General features: G+C 65.7%; 13 protein-coding genes and 1 tRNA gene. 7 read left to right on the top strand and 7 right to left on the bottom strand.

Annotated elements, in window-relative coordinates:
- Window positions 1-39: 39 nt before the first annotated feature.
- Window positions 40-1,446, top strand: coding sequence for a M20/M25/M40 family metallo-hydrolase (locus EWE75_RS10960; protein WP_130157341.1), 1,407 nt, complete (start codon window positions 40-42; stop codon window positions 1,444-1,446).
- 44 nt (window positions 1,447-1,490) lie between these two features.
- Here EWE75_RS10960 and EWE75_RS10955 read toward each other — a convergent pair whose 3' ends face one another.
- The gene (locus EWE75_RS10955) at window positions 1,491-1,715 is read right to left on the bottom strand and encodes a hypothetical protein (protein WP_130157339.1); all 225 of its coding nucleotides are present in this window, start codon (window positions 1,713-1,715) and stop codon (window positions 1,491-1,493) included.
- Window positions 1,716-1,783: 68 nt separating this feature from the next.
- Here EWE75_RS10955 and EWE75_RS10950 point away from each other — a divergent pair, with 68 nt between their 5' ends.
- The 5 genes from EWE75_RS10950 (at window position 1,784) to EWE75_RS10930 (ending at window position 7,651) form a co-directional block, all read left to right on the top strand.
- The gene (locus EWE75_RS10950; RefSeq protein ID WP_130157337.1) at window positions 1,784-2,128 is read left to right on the top strand and encodes a hypothetical protein; all 345 of its coding nucleotides are present in this window, start codon (window positions 1,784-1,786) and stop codon (window positions 2,126-2,128) included.
- A complete protein-coding gene (locus EWE75_RS10945; protein ID WP_206364744.1) occupies window positions 2,125-3,726 on the top strand; it encodes a tetratricopeptide repeat-containing sulfotransferase family protein in 1,602 nt (533 codons plus the stop codon). Before EWE75_RS10950 ends, EWE75_RS10945 begins: the two co-directional genes overlap by 4 nt.
- A gap of 145 nt (window positions 3,727-3,871) precedes the next feature.
- Entirely contained in the window at window positions 3,872-6,448 is a 2,577-nt protein-coding gene (locus EWE75_RS10940) for a TonB-dependent receptor (protein ID WP_130157335.1), read from the top strand.
- Window positions 6,449-6,572: 124 nt separating this feature from the next.
- A complete protein-coding gene (locus EWE75_RS10935; RefSeq protein WP_130157333.1) occupies window positions 6,573-7,472 on the top strand; it encodes a LysR family transcriptional regulator in 900 nt (299 codons plus the stop codon).
- Between the two features lie 94 nt (window positions 7,473-7,566).
- A tRNA-Leu gene (locus tag EWE75_RS10930) sits at window positions 7,567-7,651 on the top strand.
- A 38-nt stretch (window positions 7,652-7,689) separates the two neighbouring features.
- Here EWE75_RS10930 and queA read toward each other — a convergent pair.
- From queA to EWE75_RS10900, 6 genes are all read right to left on the bottom strand, one after another.
- On the bottom strand, window positions 7,690-8,715 hold the full coding sequence (gene queA, locus EWE75_RS10925; protein WP_130157331.1) for a tRNA preQ1(34) S-adenosylmethionine ribosyltransferase-isomerase QueA: 1,026 nt from the start codon (window positions 8,713-8,715) through the stop codon (window positions 7,690-7,692).
- Window positions 8,716-8,734: 19 nt separating this feature from the next.
- Window positions 8,735-9,472, bottom strand: coding sequence for a peptidylprolyl isomerase (locus EWE75_RS10920; RefSeq protein ID WP_130157329.1), 738 nt, complete (start codon window positions 9,470-9,472; stop codon window positions 8,735-8,737).
- Between the two features lie 151 nt (window positions 9,473-9,623).
- A complete protein-coding gene (gene coaD / locus EWE75_RS10915) occupies window positions 9,624-10,130 on the bottom strand; it encodes a pantetheine-phosphate adenylyltransferase (protein ID WP_130157326.1) in 507 nt (168 codons plus the stop codon).
- A gap of 88 nt (window positions 10,131-10,218) precedes the next feature.
- The gene (locus EWE75_RS10910) at window positions 10,219-11,121 is read right to left on the bottom strand and encodes a polyprenyl synthetase family protein (RefSeq protein ID WP_130157324.1); all 903 of its coding nucleotides are present in this window, start codon (window positions 11,119-11,121) and stop codon (window positions 10,219-10,221) included.
- On the bottom strand, window positions 11,121-11,363 hold the full coding sequence (locus tag EWE75_RS10905; protein WP_069207173.1) for an exodeoxyribonuclease VII small subunit: 243 nt from the start codon (window positions 11,361-11,363) through the stop codon (window positions 11,121-11,123). The genes EWE75_RS10910 and EWE75_RS10905 overlap by 1 nt, the downstream gene beginning before the upstream one ends.
- 162 nt (window positions 11,364-11,525) lie before the next feature.
- Window positions 11,526-12,923 carry a helix-turn-helix domain-containing protein gene (locus tag EWE75_RS10900; RefSeq protein WP_130157322.1) on the bottom strand — a complete coding sequence of 466 codons (1,398 nt, stop codon included), beginning with the start codon at window positions 12,921-12,923 and terminating at the stop codon, window positions 11,526-11,528.
- A gap of 122 nt (window positions 12,924-13,045) precedes the next feature.
- Here EWE75_RS10900 and EWE75_RS10895 point away from each other — a divergent pair, with 122 nt between their 5' ends.
- Window positions 13,046-14,572 carry an acyl-CoA carboxylase subunit beta gene (locus EWE75_RS10895; RefSeq protein WP_130157320.1) on the top strand — a complete coding sequence of 509 codons (1,527 nt, stop codon included), beginning with the start codon at window positions 13,046-13,048 and terminating at the stop codon, window positions 14,570-14,572.
- Window positions 14,573-14,624: the final 52 nt, after the last annotated feature.

Here is a 14,624-nt window from a genome sequence, read left to right as displayed (position 1 = left end):
CGCAACAACCGCATAGCTTGCGCCGCTTCGGCAAGGAGAATGCGGGTGGCGGTTTTTCGGGGCGTGGCAATGGTTTCGGTGATGGCGGCGGCGGCGCTCGCACCTGCGCAGGCGAAGGTGGTGGCGCACCCGGTCGCCGAGGCGCAGGCGCTCGACATGGCGAAGAAGGCGATCACCTTCCGCTCGGTGCGCGGCCCCGGCAACCAGACCCCGCAGGTGCTCGCCTATCTCAAGGCGCAACTCGTCGCGGGCGGCTTCAAGCCCGACGACGTTGAGATCACGCCGGTAGACGACACCGCCTATATGATCGCGCGCTGGCCGGGGAGCGACGCCAAGGCCAAGCCGCTCGTCATCTCGGGGCACATGGACGTGGTCGAGGCCAAGCCCGCCGACTGGCAGCGCGATCCGTTCACGCCCGTCGTCGAGAACGGCTATCTGTTCGGTCGCGGCGCCACCGACATGAAGTTCGACGGCACGATCGCCATCGCCGCGCTGCTCGAACTCAAGCGCGAGGGCTACAAACCGCGCCGCGACATCATCATCGAATTCTCGGGCGACGAGGAAACGGTGATGAAGACCAGTGAGATCATCGCCGGCAAGCTCAGCAATGCCGACATCGTTCTCAACATCGACGGCGGCGGCGGCGCGCTCGACGAGAAAACCGGCAAGCCGCTCTATTTCACCTGGCAGGGCGCCGAGAAGAGCTATTCGGATTTCCAACTCACCGTCACCAATCCCGGCGGCCATTCCTCCGCGCCGCGCAAGGACAATGCAATCAACCAGCTCGCCGCCGCTCTGGTGCGGATCGGCCAATATCAATTCAAGCCCGAAGTCAGCGATCTGACCCGCGCCTATTTCATCCAGGCGGCGAAATACGAAAGCCCCGAGACCGCCGCAGCGATGCGCGCCTTCGCCGCCAATCCGGCGGACAAGGCGGCAATCGCGACGCTCACCGCCAACCCCGCGACGATCGGCAAGATCGGCACGACCTGCGTCGCGACTTTGGTGAGCGGCGGCCACGCCGAGAACGCGCTGCCGCAGCGCGCGACCGCCAACATCAATTGCCGCATCTTCCCCGGCCACAAGCCAGCCGACATCATGGCCGAACTCGCGCGCGTCGCCGACGATCCGGCGGTGGCGTTCAAGGATGTGACCGAGGGCTCGGTCGCTACGCCCGCCTCGCCGATGCGCGCCGACTTCGTGAATGCGGTGACCAAGGCGATGGGGCAGGTCTATCCCGGCGTGCCGGTGTTCCCGAGCCAGTCATCGGGCGCGAGCGACAGCATGTGGTTCCGCGCCAAGGGCGTCGACAGTTACGGCGCCAGCCCGGTGTTCATCAAGGCATCGGACGAATTCAGCCACGGCCTGAACGAGCGCACGCCAATCGCCAACGTCGCGCCGTCGATCAGCTATTACCTCTCGCTGTTCACCGATCTGTCCAAATAGGAACGGGGCGGGCGCACGGTCTTCCGTTGCGCCCGCAGCCGGTCCTAGAAAGAATGGGCCAGCACCCAGATCAGCGGCGCCCACAGCAGCAGCGAGATCGGCACTGCGAGCGAGAGTGCGCGCATCACCTCGGTCTCATGGCCGAGGTCATTCGCGGCGCTCGGCTTGGCGACGGGCGCTGACGTCCAGACCGAACGCTGCGCAGGGCGCGTAATCCGTGCCGGGAGAGAGCAATATTCAGCCGAATTGGACCTGGTGGCAAATTTCATCGGAGCGACCCTGAGGTGGAGATTATTACGATTCAAGGTCTGAACTGGCCGAAAGTGTGCGTCAATCTATGAAGAAGGTGCTGCTTTTGCTCAGTTTTATTGCGGTGCGGCGTAAACTCTCGGGCGAGTCGCTCGCATTTGGGTTTCGTCGTATCGAAACAATCGATTACCGCCACTTTGAAGCAGTTCATTGCCGGCATACCCATTTTGCGCTGCCACACCCCGACCCCGAATTTATTTTTCGTTTCGTCTCACGGACACCTCGTTTCGCCGCGCTAATAGCGTTCGCCGCGAGTCGCGCGCTTTTTCGCTACGTAGCCGATCGTGTTGCGGTCCCGATTCGCACGCGACTCGGGCTCAAGAGGCGAAGGCTGGCCGACCGTTATGGTTCGCGGCTAGGGTCGCGGCGATGACGCCAGAACCCGCCCCCGCCGAACAGACCAACCCACGTTGGCCGCAGCGTTTGATCGAGGCGGCGCTCGCGCTGCACGACAATCGGCTGGCCGATGCCGAGCCACGGCTGCGCACGCATCTCAAGGAAGACCCGTTCGACGTCGCCGCGATTCGCATGATGGCGGAACTCGCCGGGCGGATCGGGCGCTACCGGGATGCCGAGGCGCTGCTGCGCCGCGCGCTGGAACTGTCGCCGGCATTCACCGCCGCGCGCGCCAATCTCGCGATCGTGCTTCACCGGCTCAATCGTCCGGTCGAGGCGATCGAACAACTCGACATCGTCACCGGGGACGAACCCGACCATCTCGGCAACGCCAACCTCAAGGCCGCCGCGCTCGGCCGGATCGGCGGGTTCGACGAGGCGATCACGCTCTACGAACAGGTTCTCGCCAAGGCGCCCGGTCAGCCGCGCGTGTGGATGAGCTACGGGCACATGCTCAAGACGGTCGGGCGGCAGGCCGACGGCATCGCCGCCTATCGCCGCGCGATCGATCTCGCACCGGCGCTGGGCGAGGTGTGGTGGAGCCTCGCCAACCTCAAGACGATCCGTTTCGATGATGCCGATATCGTCGCGATGAAGGCGGCGCTGACCTTGCCCGACATCTCGGACGAGGATCGCTTCCACCTCGATTTCGCGCTGGGCAAGGCGTTTGAGGATCGGCGGCAGGCTGCGGTGGCGTTCGCGCATTATGCCGCCGGCAACGCGCTTCGGCGAAAGTCGGTGGTGTACGAACCCGATGAAACGCGGCGCTTCGTCGATCAGAGCATCGCGCTGTTCACGCCCGCCTTCTTCGCGGCGCGCGCGGGGCAGGGGCATGCCGCGCCGGACCCGATCTTCGTCCTCGGCATGCCGCGCGCCGGATCGACGCTGATCGAGCAGATCCTGTCGAGCCACAGCCTCGTCGAGGGCACCTCCGAACTGCCCGACATCCCGATGCTCGCGCGTCGGATCAAAGGCTATCCCGGCACCGTCGCCGATCTCGCGCCGGACGATTTGGCCGCGATGGGTGCCGAATACCTCAAACGCGCTGCGATCCAGCGCCGCACCGATGCACCGTTCTTCATCGACAAGCTGCCGAACAACTGGGCGCATGCCGGGTTGATCCGGCTGATCCTGCCCAATGCCACGATCATCGATGCGCGCCGCCATCCGCTCGGCTGCTGCTTCTCCAACTTCAAACAGCATTTCGCGCGGGGTCAGGCATTCAGTTACGATCTCGCCGAGATGGGCCGCTATTATCGCGATTACGTGCGGCTGATGGCGCATCTCGACACCGCGATGCCGCGCCCGCCGCACCGTGTCTTCTACGAGGCGATGGTCGACAATACCGAGGCGCAGGTCCGCGCGCTGCTGGCCGCTTGCGGTCTGGCGTTCGAACCCGCCTGCCTCGCCTTTCACGAGACCGAGCGCGCGGTCCGCACTGCCAGCTCCGAACAGGTCCGCCGTCCGATCTTCAGCGAGGGCAAGGCGGCATGGCTGCCGTTCGAACCGTGGCTCGATCCGCTCAAGGACGCGCTTGGAGACGTGCTGGCGGCATATCCCGACGTGCCGGCGTAACACGTCCGCCACGCCGCCAGACACATAACGTTGCAAATCTGCCACGCGCGCTTGCCCAAATGACGCTCCCATGACGGAGCCGATTGACGATTGTTGCAGCGCGGCACACCCTGTTGGGAACGGTTGCTTCCTTGGGGGAATAGGAATGAAGTTTGGGGCTGGCGCGGTTGCGTCGTTGTTGCTCGCGTCGGCGGCTTTCCTTCCCGCGCTCGCCGAGGCGCAGAGCGCGCCGGCGTCGGCGCCGACACCTGTTGCCGATCAGCAGCCCGAGACTGGCGATATCATCGTCACCGCGCAGAAGCGTGAGGAAAGCCTGTCGAGCGTGCCGATCAGTATCCAGGCGATTGGCACCAAGCGGCTCGACCAGCTCAACATCAGCAATTTCAACCAATATACCCAGTTGCTGCCCTCGGTCTCGTTCCAGACCATTCAGCCCGGTTCGACCACTGTCTACATGCGCGGCGTCGCGTCGGGCGGCGACGGCAACCATTCTGGTTCGCTGCCCTCGGTCGGCTTCTATCTCGACGAACAGCCGATCACGACGATCGGCGGCACGCTTGACATCCACATCTACGACGTCGCGCGAATCGAAAGCCTCGCCGGCCCGCAGGGCACGCTGTACGGCGCCTCGTCGGAAGCGGGCACCGTCCGCATCATCACCAACAAGCCTGACCTCAGCCACTTCTATGGCCGCGTCGATGGCGAGGTGAACACCGTCGCCCACGGCGGCGTCGGCGGCAAGGTCGAGGGGATGATCAACGCGCCCCTCAACGCGATTATGGCGCTGCGCGTGTCGGGCTTCTACGAACGCGACGCCGGCTATATCGACAATGTCGCCGGGTGCCGCAGTTACTTGCCAGAGCCGACCAACAACGCCTGCACCGCGACCAACGGCGGCATCGTCGTCAACAACAAGGCCTTCGTGAAGAAGGACTACAACGAGTCCGATCTGTGGGGCGGCCGCGCCGCGCTGAAGATCGATCTCGACGACAGTTGGACCGTGACGCCGACCGTTCTCTATCAGGAAGCGAAATACCACGGCGCCTATGCGATGGACCCCAACGTCGGCGATCTGCAGGTCCAGCATTTCTTCCCGGAATATCGTCATGACCGATTCATTCAGGCGGCGCTGACCATCCAGGGCAAGGTTGGCAATTGGGATCTGACCTATGCCGGCGCCTATCTCGACCGGCAGGATCAGCAGTCGAGCGACTATACCGATTATGCCGAAGCCTATGACCACCTCTATTCCTCGGTCGGTGGCAATGCCGGCTATTTCTATTTCCACGACAAGAACGGCAACACCATCGATCCGCGCCAGAACATCCTGGGCAGCGATCATTTCAAGAAGATGAGCCAGGAACTGCGCGTCGCCTCGCCGCAGGACGAGCGTTTCCGTGTCGTCTCGGGCCTGTTCTACCAGCGCCAGAGCAACCTGATCCATCAGGATTACCGGGTCGACGGCCTCGCCCCCGAACTCTCGGTCAACGGCCATCCCGGGACCTTGTGGCTGACGCAACAGCACCGCATCGACAAGGATTATGCGATCTTCGGCGAAGCGGCTTTCGACATCCTGCCGACGCTGACCCTCACCGCCGGCGGGCGCGGCTTCATCTACGACAATACGCTGATCGGCTTTTACGGCTTCGGGCGCAATCCAGCCTATTTCCAGGGAGCCGACGGCAATCCCCCGCCGAACGGTGCGGGCAGTTCGAAGACGGGCGTGGCCGCGTGCTTCACCAGCACGGGCCAGCGGTTGCGTGACGCGCAGAGTGCTGGTGTCACCGATTCCGTCCTGCTTCCAGCCGCCGTCGCCGGTGGTCCCTGCACCAATCTCGGCACCTATGTCGTCGGCGAGGGGATCACGCCCGTCAAGGCGTCGGGGCAGGGCTTCACCCACAAGCTCAACCTCACCTGGAAGCCGAGCAGGGACTTCCTGCTCTACGGCACCTGGTCGCGCGGCTTCCGGCCGGGCGGCATCAACCGCCGTGCCGATCAGGCGCCCTATGAACCAGACTTCCTGACCAATTACGAAATCGGCGCCAAGACGACCTTGCTCGGTGGCAAGCTCCACATCAATGCGGCGATCTACCAGCAGGATTGGAAGAAGTTCCAATTCTCGTTCCTCGGCCAGAACAGCTTCACGATCATCAACAACGGCCCGAGCGCCCGCATTCGCGGCATCGAAGCGGATGCTAATCTGACGGCCGGCGGTCTCACGCTGACGGCTGCGGGTGCCTATACCGATGCCAAAATCCGACAGAATTTGTGCGGCGGCGACGATCCGAGTCCACAGTGCGACGGCGTAGCAGGCGACTTCGTGGCCGCTCCGGCGGGCACGCGCATGCCGATCACGCCGCGCTTCAAGATCAACGGAACGGCACGCTACACGGTGCCGGTCGGCGTCGCGAAGGTCTATGGTCAGGTGCTTGTCGCGCACCAGAGTTCGGCCTCGTCGGATATTCGTCTCGTCGCGTTCGGTCCGACCGGGGTGCAATATAACCCGGCGCAGTCGCTCGGGCGTCTCAAGGAATATACGACGGGCGATCTCGCCCTGGGCGCGGAGTGGCCGGCCTTTTCGCTGGAAGTCTTCGCGCAAAACGTCTGGGACGAACGCGCGCAGCTTTCTCGCTTCGCGGAGTGCGGCACATGTTCGCAGCGCCCGTATATCGTCACCAGCACCCCGCGCACGATCGGCATTCGCGGCGGCATGAAGTTCTAAGGCTCCGACGGGGGGAGCGGACGCGTCGGGGCTTTGGGGAAGGTTCCGGCGCGTGATCGCCTGATCGGGTTCCCATCATGCCGGTTAGGCGATAACCGCCTGATCTCATGATGAGGGTTCATCGATGCGCCGCGACGATCTCGTCGATCTGAACGCCTTCCTCGCCGTGGCGCAGGAGCGCAGCTTCACCCGTGCCGCCGCGCGGCTCGGTGTGTCGCAATCGGCGCTCAGCCATACCGTCCGCCGGCTGGAGACGCGGCTTGGCGTGCGGCTGCTGTCGCGCACCACGCGCAGCGTCGCCCCGACGGAGGCGGGCGAGCGGCTGGTCGCCAAGCTCGGCCCGGCGTTCGACGAGATCGAGGGGCAACTCTCCGCGCTCGGTGAGTTGCGCGAACGCCCGGCGGGCACGATCCGCATCACCGCCACCCAGCATTCCGCCGAGACGATATTGTGGCCCGCCGTCCACAGGCTGATGACCGACTATCCCGAGGTGAAGGTCGAGATCAGCGTCGACTCGGGCCTGCGCGATATCGTCGCCGAGCGGTTCGATGCCGGCGTGCGGCTGAGCGAGCGCGTCGCGGCGGACATGATCGCGGTACGGATCGGCCCCGATCTGCGCATGGCAGCGGTCGCCTCGCCCGACTATTTCGCGCGCCACCCCGCGCCGACGACCCCGCAGGATCTGGCGACGCACGTCTGCATCAACCTGCGGCTGTCGACGCTCGGCGATCTCTACGCGTGGGAGCTCGACCGCGACGACCAGCATCTGCGGCTGCGAGTCGATGGGCAATTCACGTCGAACGACGTGCCGATGATCCTGCGCGCCGCCCGCGCCGGCTTCGGCATCGCCTTCCTGCCCGATCAATATGTCCTCGCCGATGTCGCTAGCGGCCGGTTGGTGCGTGTGCTGGAGGACTGGTGCCCGCCTTTTGCTGGCTATCATCTCTATTATCCCAGCCGACGCCAACCGACGCCCGCCTTCGCACTGCTGCTCGATCTGCTGCGCGAGGGCGCCCGCGAATAGCGTAGCTGTGTGCCATTTGCGGATTCGGTCTGGAAATCCGCGCCGGGCTTGCATATAGCGCATGCCTTCGCTGACCGGCTCCGCCGGATGCCGTGCGGGCGTGGTGAAATTGGTAGACGCGCGGGACTCAAAATCCCGTTCCGCAAGGAGTGTCGGTTCGACCCCGACCGCCCGCACCATTTACGAGACCTCGGGTGCTTCCCGTGAAGGCCCCGCGCTACGGCAGCAGCAGCGACGCATCCCCGTAGGAATAGAACCGATAGCCATTCGCGATGGCATGCGCGTACGCGGCCTGCATCCGCTCCAGCCCCATCAGCGCCGAGACCAGCATGAACAGTGTCGAGCGCGGCAGATGGAAGTTGGTCATCAGCCCGTCCACGCCCTTGAAGCGATAGCCGGGGGTGATGAAGATCGCGGTGTCGCCTTCGAACGGCTGGATGATGCCGTCGCGGTCGGCGGCGCTTTCGATCAGGCGCAGGCTGGTGGTGCCGACCGCGATCACGCGCCCGCCGGCAGCGCGCACGGCGTTGAGCCGTGCGGCGGTGGCGGGGTCGATGCGGCCCCATTCGGTGTGCATCCGGTGCGCGGCGGTGTCCTCGGCCTTGACCGGCAGGAAGGTGCCTGCGCCGACGTGCAACGTCAGCGTCGCATGGCCGATCCCGGCGGCATCGAGTGCCGTCATTAGCTCGGGCGTGAAGTGCAACGCCGCTGTGGGGGCGGCGACTGCGCCTTTCTCGGCCGCGAACATCGTCTGGTAATCGTCGAGATCGCGCGCATCGGCGGCGCGCTTCGAGGCGATATAGGGCGGCAGCGGCATCCGCCCGGCACGTTCGAGCAGCAGTTCGACCGGCTCCTCGCCGGCGAAGGTCAGCGCGAAGCTGCCATCCTCCTGGCGTTCGCTCGCGATTGCGGACACGCCGCCGCCGAAATCGATCGCCTCGCCGTCGCGGATACGCCGCGCGTTGCGGATGAACGCCCGCCAGCGGCGCGGCCCTTCGCGCTTGTGGAGCGTCGCGCCGATCTTCGCGTCTCCCCGAATGCCCTCCAACTGGGCGGGGATGACGCGCGTGTCGTTGAACACCAGCATGTCGCCGGCGCGAAGCTGGCCGGGCAGGTCGGTGACGGCGAGGTCGCGCGTCGCATCGCCGTCGAGCACCAGCAGCCGCGCCGAATCGCGCGGGCTTGCGGGGCGCAACGCGATCCGCTCGGGCGGCAGCGCGAAATCGAACAGATCGACCTTCATGACGACGTTTCGGGCAGCGTTACTGCGCTTTGGCCTTGGGCTTGACCACCGCTGGCGCGCGCAACGTCTTGCCGCTTGCGGGCTTGGGCGCAGGGGTGCCGGGCGTCAGGAATGCGCCGCCAAGGCTGCTCGGCGACAGCGTCGCGGCCGGGGCGGGCGGCGGCGCGGGCACATAAGCAGGCGGATGGTCCGCCGCGATATAGGCATGGACGATCCGCGACGGGTTCGCGGGCGGCTCGCCGCGCGTGATCGCATCGACATATTGCATCCCGTCGATAACCCGGCCGAACACGGTGTATTTCTTGTCGAGCGACAGCTTGGGATCGAACACGATGAAGAACTGGCTGTTGGCGCTGTCCTCCTTCTCGGCGCGCGCGGCGGAGACGGCGCCGCGCACATGCGGCAGCCAGTTGAACTCGGCCTTGAGATCGGGAAGCGTCGAGCCGCCGGTGCCATCGCCCTTGGGGTCGCCGCCCTGCGCCATGAAGCCTTCGATCACGCGGTGGAAGGGCAGGCCGTCATAGAAATGCTGGCGGGTGAGGATCTTGATGCGCTCGACCGTTTTCGGCGCGGCGTCGGGGCGCAGCCAGATGATGACGCGGCCGCCGGTCGACAGATCGAGATACCACAGGTTCTCGGGGTCGGTGGCGGACGGGATCGGCGGACGACCGGCGATGGGGGTATCGATGACCTGCGCGAATGCCGGGGCAGCGAGGATAGCGAGGAGGAACACGACGAACCGAACAAGAAAACGCATTATGTCCCCGCGATAGGCAGATGGTGGCGCCAGCGCTTAAAGCAAATCCCGGCTTGCGCCAATCTGAACCTGTGTAGCGCCCATCGTCGCCCCGGCGCAGGCCGGGGCCGTCGCGTAATCTGGCGATGTGAGCGCCACAAACCGGCGGCGATTACGAACCCTTGCGCCCGATCTGCTCCACGCGCGCCGCCACTTCTTCCGCCACCGTCGGCGTCACGAAGCGGCCGATCGGGCCGCCGTACAGCGCGATTTCCTTGACGAGCCGGCTGGCGATCGGTTGCAGCGACACGTCGGCCATCAGGAACACCGTCTCGATGCGCGGGTTGATCTGCTGGTTCATGCCGGCCATCTGATATTCATATTCGAAATCGGCGACCGCGCGCAGGCCCCGCACGATGACACGCGCGCCCTCGCGCTCGGCGAAATCCATCAGCAGCGAATCGAAACTGACGACCTGAACATCGCCTTCGATCTGCGCCACTTCGCGTTGCACCATCGCGAGCCGCTCGGGCAGGCTGAACATCGGCGATTTGGAGGCGTTGGTGGTGACGCCGATGACGAGCCGATCGACCAGCTTCGCGCCGCGCCGGATGATGTCCATATGGCCGAGCGTGATCGGGTCGAAGGTGCCGGGATAGACGCCGGTTCGGGTGGTCATGATCTGCTCCAGAGGTGAGAGGGCAGGGGACGCAACAAACCCGTCGCCCCGGCGCAGTCTGTCCTGACCGCGCCGGGCCGACGGTGAATCACCGATCCCTTTCGAGGATGAAGCGGGCGATGTCCCGCAACAGATCGGCCTCTGCGCCGTAGCTGCCGAGATGGGCGATCGCCTGATCGACCAGCATCCGCGCCTGTTCGCGCGCGCGCGGCAGGCCGAGCAGCGACAGGAAGGTCTCCTTGCCGGCATCGCCATCCTTGCCGAGCTTCTTGCCGACCGCCGCCTCGTCCCCCTCGACATCGAGGATGTCGTCGGCGATCTGGAAGGCGAGGCCGATGTCGCGCGCATAGCCGCGCAGGTGCGCGCGCCCCTCGGCGGGCAACCGCCCGAGGATCGCGCCGGCCTCGACCGAACAGGCGATCAGCGCGCCGGTCTTCATCGCCTGAAGCCGGGTGATGGTGGGCAGGTCGAAGCTCGATTTCTCCGCTTCGATGTCCATCATCTGTCCGCCCGCCATGCCAGCGGGGCCGGCGGCGCGGGCAAGATCGAGCACCAGTTCGCTGCGCACGAACGGATCGGCATGCGTCTCGGGATCAGCCAGCACCTCGAAGGCGAGTGCGTGGAGCGAATCGCCAGCGAGGATCGCGGTCGCCTCGTCGTAGAGCTTGTGGACGGTCGGCTTGCCGCGCCGCATGTCATCGTCGTCCATCGACGGCAGATCGTCGTGGATCAGCGAATAGACATGGATGCACTCGATCGCGAGACCGGCCCGCCCCGCGCAGTCGCGATCGACCCCGAACAGCCGCGAGGTGGCATAGGTCAGCAGCGGGCGCAGCCGCTTGCCACCACCGATCGCGGCATGCCGCATCGCCGCGTAGAGGTCGCGGCGCGGATCGTCGGGAACGCTGAGCAACGTATCGAAGCGCGCATCGATATCTGCGCTGACTTCGGCCAGGGCATCACCGAGCGAAAGGGGGGCAAGCGCGATCATCAGGAACTCGCAGCGAAGGGTTGCACGGCGGCGGGGCGCCCTTCCGCGTCGAGTCGGATCGCTTCGATCCGTGCCTGCGCGGCGTCGAGCCGCTCGGCGCAGCGGCGGCGCAGCCGGTCGCCACGCTCGTAGAGGCGGATCGCCTCGTCGAGCGGCGCGGTGCCGGTCTCGAGCTGCGAAACGATGGTTTCGAGCTCGCGCAGCGCATCCTCGAACGTCAAATCTTCAATCGGTCGATCCATCGCGCCGCTATGCGCGAGCCGCACGACGAGGGTCAAGCAGTGCTGCACGCGCGACAACCCGTTCCCCCGCGAAAGCGGGGGTCCAGAGCCAAGCAGCGCGGCGTTCGTTGCTCTGGACCCCCGCTTTCGCGGGGGAACGGGCGCGGCTTTGGATGGCGTGGTTCACTCCAGTTCATACGACACCGTGCCGCGCCGGTCCTGATCGACCACGATCCGCCCGGCGGCGGGCGGGAAGGCGCGCTGGTCGCAGTCGCGGCGCGTGCAGATCCGGCAGGACGTGCCGATCGGCGTCGCCGCACCGTCGATCCGCAGGCCGTCGGCATAGACGAAATCGGCCGCGAACGACGCTTCGCAGCCGAGCGCGAGCGCATAGCGGCGCGGCAGCCGGCCATAATCCTGGGTTGGCTTCACCAGCCCGCGCGCGATCGAGATATAGCGCACCCCATCGGGCGTCTCGGCGAGCTGGACCAGGATTCGATCGGGAATCGCCACCGCCTCATGGACGATCCACAACGGGCACGCACCGCCGAACCGCGCGAACTTGAGCCGTGTCGCCGAGTGGCGCTTGGTGATGTTGCCCGCCATGTCGACTCGGCAGAAGAAGAACGGAATGCCGAGGGCGCCGGGGCGTTGCAGCGTCGAAAGGCGGTGGCAGGTCTGTTCGAAGCTGGTGCCGAACCGCCGCCGCAGCCGGTCGATATCATGGCGCATCGCGCGCGCGGCGGTGCGGAACACCTCATACGGCATCAGCAGCGCGCCGGCCGCATAGTTGAACAGGCCCGCGCTCAGCAATTGCCGCCCCGAAGCGGAACCGATGTCGGACGCATCGACGATCTCCGCGACCAGATCGGTCGCCGCGAGCCGCATGTACCGGTCAGCCAGCGCGAAGCGGATCGTTTCGGGCGGTTGGCCGCCATCGATCCGCAGTACGCGCGCCTCGGCGTCGAAGGCGCGCACCAGATCGGGCGCATCGACATATTCGGTGGCGATGCCATAATCGGCGCACAGCCGTGCCGCGATCGCCGCCGCCGGATCACCCTCCGCGATCTGCGCGGCGAGCGCCTCGGCGCGGCGGTCGATCGCATCGACATAGTTGCTGGCGTCGTTGAACCAGTCGCGCACCGCGTTCCAGGGCAGATGGTCGGTCGCGCTTGCGCTCGAATCGAGCTGGTCGTCGAGGATGCGCAACTGCTCCTGCGCGCGCAGCAACGCCTGATGCGTCGCCACCAGCCGCCGCGCGAGGCGCGGCTGCTGCTGCGTCGCGCGGCGCAGGGTCGCCTCGTCGATCGGTTCGGCGGGGACGCTCGGGTCGGCGGCGGCGTCGAGCGCTTCGGCAAACAGCCGGCGGTCGTCATTGGGGTCGAGCGGCGCCCAATGCGCCGGCGCCTCGCTCGACAATGCCGCCAGCACGCGCGGGGTGAGCGGGCGATGCCCACTTTCGATCTGCGACAGATAGCTCACCGACAGCCCGATCCGCGCCGCCATCGCCGCCTGGCTGATGCCAAGCCGGTCGCGGAGTGCGCGCAGTTCGTGGCCGGCGTAGATTCGTCTCGTCGTCATATGTACCGTCCCGCGCGAAGGGTGTGGTATAGTTTGCAAACGCATCCCGCACAACTTTGCAAGATCACAGTTGCGCCCACGCCGCCGAGGGCGAAGAGAGGGCGCGCTTACAGGAGAGCCTGATGTCCGCAACGATCGCCGAACTCGACCGCAAGCGCGCCGCCGCGAAAGCTGGCGGTGGCGAGAAGCGTGTCGCCGCCCAGCACGCCAAGGGCAAGCTGACCGCGCGCGAACGGCTCGACGTGCTGCTCGATCACGGCTCGTTCGAAGAATACGACATGTATGTCGAGCACAATTGCACCGATTTCGGCATGCAGGACCAGATCGTGCCGGGCGACGGTGTCGTCACCGGATCGGGCACGATCAACGGTCGGCTCGTCTTCGTGTTCAGCCAGGATTTCACCGTGTTCGGCGGCTCGCTGTCCGAACGCCACGCCACCAAGATCTGCAAGGTCATGGACATGGCGATGAAGGTCGGCGCGCCCGTCATCGGCATCAACGATTCGGGCGGCGCGCGAATCCAGGAAGGCGTCGCCAGCCTCGCCGGCTATGCCGAAGTGTTCCAGCGCAACGTACTGGCATCGGGCGTGGTGCCGCAGCTCAGCCTCATCATGGGGCCGTGCGCGGGTGGTGCTGTGTACTCACCGGCGATGACCGACTTCATCTTCATGGTGAAGGATTCGTCGTACATGTTCGTCACTGGCCCCGACGTGGTGAAGACCGTCACCAACGAAGTGGTCACGCAGGAGGCGCTGGGCGGCGCGATCACCCACACCACCAAATCCTCGGTCGCCGATCTCGCGCTTGAAGACGATATCGAGACGTTGCTCGCCGCGCGCGATTTCATCGATTTCCTGCCGTCGTCGAACCAGTCACCGGTGCCCGAACGGCCTACGTCGGACGCGTGGGACCGGATCGAGGACAGCCTCGACACGCTGATCCCGGCTTCGGCCAACCAGCCCTACGACATGCACGAGCTGATCCGTAAGACCGTCGACGAGGGCGATTTCTTCGAGGTCCAGCCCGCGCACGCTGGCAACATCATCACCGGCTTCGGGCGGATCGAGGGCAAGACGATCGGCATCGTCGCAAACCAGCCGATGGTGCTGGCCGGTTGCCTCGACATCAACTCGTCCAAAAAGGCGGCGCGCTTCGTGCGCTTCTGCGACGCGTTCGAGATTCCGATCGTCACCTTCGTCGATGTGCCGGGCTTCCTGCCTGGCGTCGGCCAGGAGCATTCGGGTATCATCAAGCACGGCGCCAAGCTGTTGTTCGCCTATGCCGAGGCGACCGTCCCCAAGATCACCGTCATCACGCGCAAGGCCTATGGCGGCGCCTATGACGTGATGAGCTCGAAGCATCTGCGCGGCGACCTCAACTACGCCTGGCCGACCGCCGAGATCGCGGTGATGGGCGCGAAGGGCGCGGTCGAGATCATCTTCCGCGGCCTCAACGCCGACGGCATTGCCGAGAAGACCGCCGAATATGAGGCGCGCTTCGCCAACCCATTCGTCGCGGCGAGCAAGGGCTTCATCGACGAGGTGATCCAGCCGCACTCGACCCGGCGGCGGATCGCGCTGGGTTTACGGAAACTGCGCAACAAGAGCCTCGAGAATCCGTGGAAGAAGCACGACAATATTCCGCTGTGACCCAAGACATGATCTTGTCGCTAGTCTTAATCGTGATCGGGGGAGTGTTCGC

Origin of the sequence: Sphingomonas populi (genome assembly GCF_004208535.1) — a bacterium.
Classification (GTDB): Bacteria; Pseudomonadota; Alphaproteobacteria; order Sphingomonadales; family Sphingomonadaceae; genus Sphingomonas; species Sphingomonas populi.
Note: the sequence above shows the minus strand (reverse complement) of the source record. Positions and strands in the feature narration are given on the sequence as shown.

Coding starts and splice junctions, on each gene's coding strand:
- EWE75_RS10945 (WP_206364744.1), top strand. CDS start 2,125: ATGACGCCAGAACCCGCCCCCGCCGAACAGACCAACCCACGTTGGCCG.
- EWE75_RS10910 (WP_130157324.1), bottom strand. CDS start 11,121: ATGATCGCGCTTGCCCCCCTTTCGCTCGGTGATGCCCTGGCCGAAGTC.
- coaD (WP_130157326.1), bottom strand. CDS start 10,130: ATGACCACCCGAACCGGCGTCTATCCCGGCACCTTCGACCCGATCACG.
- EWE75_RS10920 (WP_130157329.1), bottom strand. CDS start 9,472: ATGCGTTTTCTTGTTCGGTTCGTCGTGTTCCTCCTCGCTATCCTCGCT.
- EWE75_RS10940 (WP_130157335.1), top strand. CDS start 3,872: ATGAAGTTTGGGGCTGGCGCGGTTGCGTCGTTGTTGCTCGCGTCGGCG.
- EWE75_RS10935 (WP_130157333.1), top strand. CDS start 6,573: ATGCGCCGCGACGATCTCGTCGATCTGAACGCCTTCCTCGCCGTGGCG.
- EWE75_RS10895 (WP_130157320.1), top strand. CDS start 13,046: ATGTCCGCAACGATCGCCGAACTCGACCGCAAGCGCGCCGCCGCGAAA.
- EWE75_RS10955 (WP_130157339.1), bottom strand. CDS start 1,715: ATGAAATTTGCCACCAGGTCCAATTCGGCTGAATATTGCTCTCTCCCG.
- EWE75_RS10950 (WP_130157337.1), top strand. CDS start 1,784: ATGAAGAAGGTGCTGCTTTTGCTCAGTTTTATTGCGGTGCGGCGTAAA.
- EWE75_RS10900 (WP_130157322.1), bottom strand. CDS start 12,923: ATGACGACGAGACGAATCTACGCCGGCCACGAACTGCGCGCACTCCGC.
- EWE75_RS10960 (WP_130157341.1), top strand. CDS start 40: ATGCGGGTGGCGGTTTTTCGGGGCGTGGCAATGGTTTCGGTGATGGCG.
- EWE75_RS10905 (WP_069207173.1), bottom strand. CDS start 11,363: ATGGATCGACCGATTGAAGATTTGACGTTCGAGGATGCGCTGCGCGAG.
- queA (WP_130157331.1), bottom strand. CDS start 8,715: ATGAAGGTCGATCTGTTCGATTTCGCGCTGCCGCCCGAGCGGATCGCG.